We start from the raw sequence: 5,491 nt of genomic DNA, 5'->3' as shown, positions 1-5,491 counted from the left end.
CGCGCCGACACCACCCACGGCACCACCGGAACCGGGACACGGACACCCGACTCGGCAACCGCCCCGACAGCGGACTCGGGCGCCTGCTCCACGATCACGTGCGCGTTCGTCCCGCTGATCCCGAACGACGACACACCAGCCCGCCGGGGACGATCGACCTCCGGCCACTCCCGCGCCTCCGTCAACAGCTCGACGGCACCGGAGGCCCAGTCGATGTGTGGCGAGGGGGCATCCACGTGCAGCGTCTTCGGCAACACCCCCTGTCGCACGGCCTGGACCATCTTGATCACTCCGGCGACACCCGCCGCCGCCTGCGTGTGCGCGATGTTCGACTTCAACGACCCCAGCCACAGGGGTCGGCTTTCCGGCCGCTCCTGCCCGTATGTCGCCAGCAACGCCTGCGCCTCGATCGGATCCCCGAGCGGCGTCCCGGTGCCATGGGCCTCGACGACGTCGACGTCCGACGGGGACAGACCGGCGTTGGCCAACGCGGCACGGATCACGCGCTGTTGGGAGGGACCGTTCGGCGCCGTCAGGCCGCTGCTCGCGCCGTCCTGGTTCACGGCGCTGCCCCGGATCACCGCCAGTACCTCGTGCCCGTTGCGCCGCGCGTCCGACAGCCGCTCCAGGACGAGGACGGCGACGCCTTCGCCCCAGCCCACACCGTCGGCGGCGGCGGAGAAGGACTTGCAGCGGCCGTCGCGGGCCAGTCCGCGCTGGCGGCTCAGTTCGACGAACTCCTGGGGAGTGGACATCACCGTAACGCCGCCCGCGAGGGCGAGCGTGCATTCGCCGCCGCGCAGGGCCTGACCGGCCAGGTGCAGTGCCACCAGCGAGGACGAGCACGCCGTGTCCACCGTCACCGCGGGCCCCTCGAGACCGAACGCGTACGAGACCCGGCCGGAGATGACGCTCGAGGTGCTGCCGGTCATGGTGTAGCCCTCGACGCCTTCGGGCACCTTGTTGAGCCGCGAGACGTAGTCCGGTGGCATCGCTCCGGCGAACACGCCGACCTGGCTTCCGCGCAGCCCGCCCACATCGAGGCCGGCTCGCTCGAAGGCCTCCCAGGACGCCTCCAGAAGCAGGCGCTGCTGCGGATCCATGGCCAGCGCCTCGCGGGGCGAGATGCCGAACAGTTCGGCGTCGAAGTCGGCGACGTCGTAGAGGAACGCGCCTTCCCGCGCGTAGCTCTTGCCGGGTGCGTCGGGGTCGGGGTCGTACAGGTCCCCGATCTTCCAGCCGCGGTCCAGCGGGAAGTCCGCGACGACGTCCCGCCCCTCTTCGACCAGCCGCCACAGCGCCTCGGGCGAGTCGATGTCACCGGGCAGGCGGCAGGCCATGCCGATGATCGCCAGGGGCTCGTCGGCCGCGACGGACGTGGTCGCAAGGGTCTCCCCCGCCGTCCGCCGGCCTCCGAGCGCCTCGGTCCGCAGGTAACGGGCGAGCGCGAGCGGGGTCGGGTGATCGAAGATCAGGGTGGAGGGCAGGCGGAGGTCGACGGCGGCGTTGAGCCGGTTGCGGAGTTCCACCGCCATCAGGGAGTCGAAGCCCATGTCGAGAAAACCGCGCTGCGGTCCGACCGCGTCCGGCTTCGGGTGGCCGAGCGCTCCGGCGGCGTGGGTGCGTACGAGGTCCAGGAGCGCGCGTTCCTGCTCGGGTTCGGTGAGGCCGGCCAGCCTCCGCAGCAGAGCGGTGGCCGGCCCGCCGGCCTCGGTGGTGGTCGCGGTGCGTCGGGTGGGGACGCGTACCAGGTCGCGAAGCAGTGTCGGCAGGGTTCCCGAGGCCGCCTGCGCCCGGAGCGCGGCCATGTCCAGGCGGACGGGCGCCAGCAGTGCCCTGTTCCGGCCGGGCGCCGCGTCGAACAGGGCCATCCCCTGTGCCGAGGACAGAGGTGCGAGGCCGGACCGCGCGATGCGTGCCCGGTCGCCCTCCTCCAGGCGCCCCGTCATCCCGCCGTCCTGCTCCCACAGGCCCCAGGCCAGGGACACGGCAGGCAGACCGGCCGCCCGCCGGTGCTGGGCGAGCGCGTCGAGGAACGCGTTGGCGGCCGCGTAGTTGCCTTGCCCCGGTCCGCCGAAGACGCCCGCCACGGAGGAGAAGAGGACGAAGGCACGAAGGTCCGACTCCCGTGTGGCCAGGTGCAGGTTGACAGCCGCGTCGACCTTCGGCCGCAGTACGGCGGCCAGCCGCTCCGGGGTCAACGCCGTGATCGTCCCGTCGTCCAGGACTCCCGCCAGGTGGACGACGGCCGTCAGCGGATGCTCCGCCGGTATCCCTGCCAGCAGTGCGTCCAGAGCGTCCCGATCGGTCACGTCGCAGGCGACGGCCGATACCGACGCCCCCAACTGTGCCAGTTCTGCCACCAGTTCGGCCGCGCCGGGCGCCTCGATACCACGCCGACCGGCCAGCACGAGCCGGCGCATCCCCTGCTCGACCACCAGGTGCCGCGCGAGCACTCGACCCAGCGAACCCGTCCCGCCGGTGATCAGAACCGTGCCGTCGGGATCCCCGGCACGGTTCTCGAGACCGGCATCGGGGACGACGGCCGACGTACGCACCAGCCGCGGTGCGAGCAGGGCTCCCTGGCGCACCGCGATCTGGGGTTCGCCGGTCGCCAACACGGCGGGCAGGAGTGCACCCCACCCGTGGCCTTCGCCTCCGCCTCCGTCCTCGCCTTCGCGCTCGTCCTCGTGGACGTGCTCGTGGACGTGCTCGTGGACGTCAACATCGACGTCGACATCGACATCGACCAGGACGAACCGGCCGGGGTGCTCCGCCTGCGCGGAACGCACCAGCCCCCACACCGACGCGTGCGCAGGATCACGCAGGGCGTCGTCCGCCCCGGTGCTCACCGCGCCCCGGGTGACCACGATCAGTCGTTTCGGCTCCGGCGACTCATCGGCCAACGCCCCTTGCAGGGCCCGCAGTACGTCGGCCGTGGTCTCCCGCACGAGCTCCGGAACGTCCCCGTTCACGAGCTGCGACGCCGACGTGCACACCAGCACGTCGTACCTGGGGGTGGCCGTCGCGGCCGGCGGCGCAGCGGGCGTCGCGGCGGGCAACCAGTCCACGCCGTACAGCGCGTCCTGCTCGCCGCCTCCCGACTGCCTCAGCTGTTCCTTGGACACCGGGCGGGAGACCAGAGCGTCGACGGACGCGACCGGACGGCCCTCCGGGTCCGCCAACTGAAGGCTGGCGGTGTCGGCGCCGGTGTACGCCAGCCGTACGCGAACGGTCGTGGCACCCGTGGCGAACAGTGAGACCCCGGTCCAGGCGAACGGCAGCCGAACCTGACCGCCGTCATCCTCTCCGTCGGTCGCCACCGTCGCGTGCAGAGCGGCGTCCAGCAGAGCCGGATGGATTCCGAAGGCGGACGCGCCGTCGATCTCCTGCTCGGGCAGGCCCACCTCGGCGAAGATCTCGTCGCCGCGCCGCCAGGCGGCACGAAGGCCCTGGAACGCGGGGCCGTAGGTGTAGCCCGAGGAGGCGAGCGCTTCGTAGAAGCCGTCGAGTTCGACGGGGCCGGCGTCGGCGGGGGGCCAGGCCGTCAGGTCGAACGTCTGCGCCGGAGTATCGGCCGAGTCGGCCGTGAGCGCACCGCTGGCGTGCCGCACCCACTCCTCGCCCTCGGCTGCCAGCGAGTGAACCGTCAACTGCCTGCGCCCGGAAGCCTCTTCGGGCCCGACGCGGACCTGCACCGACACACCCGTCCTGTCGGGAACGACGAGCGGTGCTTCGAGAGTGAGTTCCTCCAGGCGTCCGCAGCCCACCTCGTCCCCGGCCCGGATCGCCAGCTCCACGAAACCCGTGCCCGGCAGCAGCACCGTCCCGGCCACCGCATGGTCCGCCAACCACGGATGTGTACGCAGCGACACCCGACCCGTCAGCACCACACCCTGTCCGTCGGCCAGCCGCACCGCCGCCCCCAGCAGTGGATGCTCGGTGGACGCCAGCCCGAGCGCGTCCGCATCGCCCACCCAGGAGCTGTGTTCCTCCAGCCAGTAGCGCCGGCGCTGGAAGGCGTAGGTGGGCAGTTCCACACGGCGGCCGCCGGGGAGGAGTGCGGGCCAGTCGACCTGGACGCCGTGCGTGAACGCCTGCGCCACCCCGGTCAGCAGGGTCTCCGGCTCGGGACGGTCCTTGCGCAGCAGCGGAACCGCCCGCAGACCGTCCCCGCCGTCGAAGGACTCCCGGGCCAGCGCGGTCAGGACACTGTCCGGACCGACCTCCACCAGCACACCCACGCCCTCACCGGCCAGCGCGCGGACACCGTCACCGAAACGGACCGCCTCGCGCACATGCCGAACCCAGTAGTCGGGCKTGGTCAGCTCACCCGGCTCCGCGAATCGACCGGACACATTGGAGACGACGGGGACAGTTGGCTCCTGRAAGGTGACCTGCTCGACGACCTSCCGGAAGTCCGCCAGCATCGGYTCCATCAACGGCGAATGGAACGCGTGACTGACCCGCAGACGACGGGACTTCACCTCCCCCAGCCGCGCGACCACCYGCTCCACAGCCTCCGCCTCACCGGAGACCACCACCGACGACGGACCATTGACCGCGGCAACCGCCACACGATCGRCGAAACCCTCAAGAGCGGCAACGACCTCCGCCTCACCCGCCTGCACCGCRACCATCACGCCACCAGCCGGCAACGCCTGCATCAACCGACCCCGCGCCCCCACCARMSSRGCCGCATCCYCCAGCGAGAACACCCCCGCCACATACGCRGCCGCGATCTCCCCGATCGAATGCCCGATCAACACATCAGGCCGCACCCCGAAACTCTCCAACAACCGCACCACCGCCACCTCAAARGCRAACAGCGCAGCCTGCGTCACCTCCGTCCGSCCCAACCGATCCACATCCCCGAACACCTCGGGATCCAGACCCAAGGCACCCGAGACCTCCGCCAAAGCCTCCGCGAACACCGGRTAGRCGGAGGCAAGTTCGGCACCCATTCCGGCCCGCTGCGCCCCCTGCCCCGAGAAGGCGAACGCCACCCGCACGCCCTCAGCGGCCACACCCCGCACCGGCAACTCCCGCAACCCACCMAGCAATGCGTCCCGATCGCGCCCCAGCACCACCGCCCGGTGCTCCCACACCGAMCGCGACCCGACCAGCGAGAACCCCACATCCACCGGGTCCAACGCGGGGCGCTCGCCGACGAATCGGGCGAGCCGCTCGGCCTGGGCGGCCAGCCCTTCCGCACTGCGCGCCGACACCACCCACGGCACCACCGGAACCGGGACACGGACACCCGACTCGGCAACCGCCCCGACAGCGGACTCGGGCGCCTGCTCCACGATCACGTGCGCGTTCGTCCCGCTGATCCCGAACGACGACACACCAGCCCGCCGGGGACACCCGACTCGGCAACCGCCCCGACAGCGGACTCGGGCGCCTGCTCCACGATCACGTGCGCGTTCGTCCCGCTGATCCCGAACGACGACACACCAGCCCGCCGGGGATAGCTCCGCGCTCACGG

Annotated in this window: 1 protein-coding gene; it reads right to left on the bottom strand. The window is 71.9% G+C overall.

The features are described from left to right. Positions 1-5,351 (bottom strand): type I polyketide synthase (locus ASD48_RS24150; RefSeq protein ID WP_348983227.1); only part of this gene is annotated, 5,351 nt, incomplete at its 3' end. Between the last annotated feature and the right edge of the window lie 140 nt (positions 5,352-5,491).

Source organism: Streptomyces sp. Root1310 (assembly GCF_001426425.1).
GTDB lineage: Bacteria > Actinomycetota > Actinomycetes > Streptomycetales > Streptomycetaceae > Streptomyces.
Note: the sequence above shows the minus strand (reverse complement) of the source record. Positions and strands in the feature narration are given on the sequence as shown.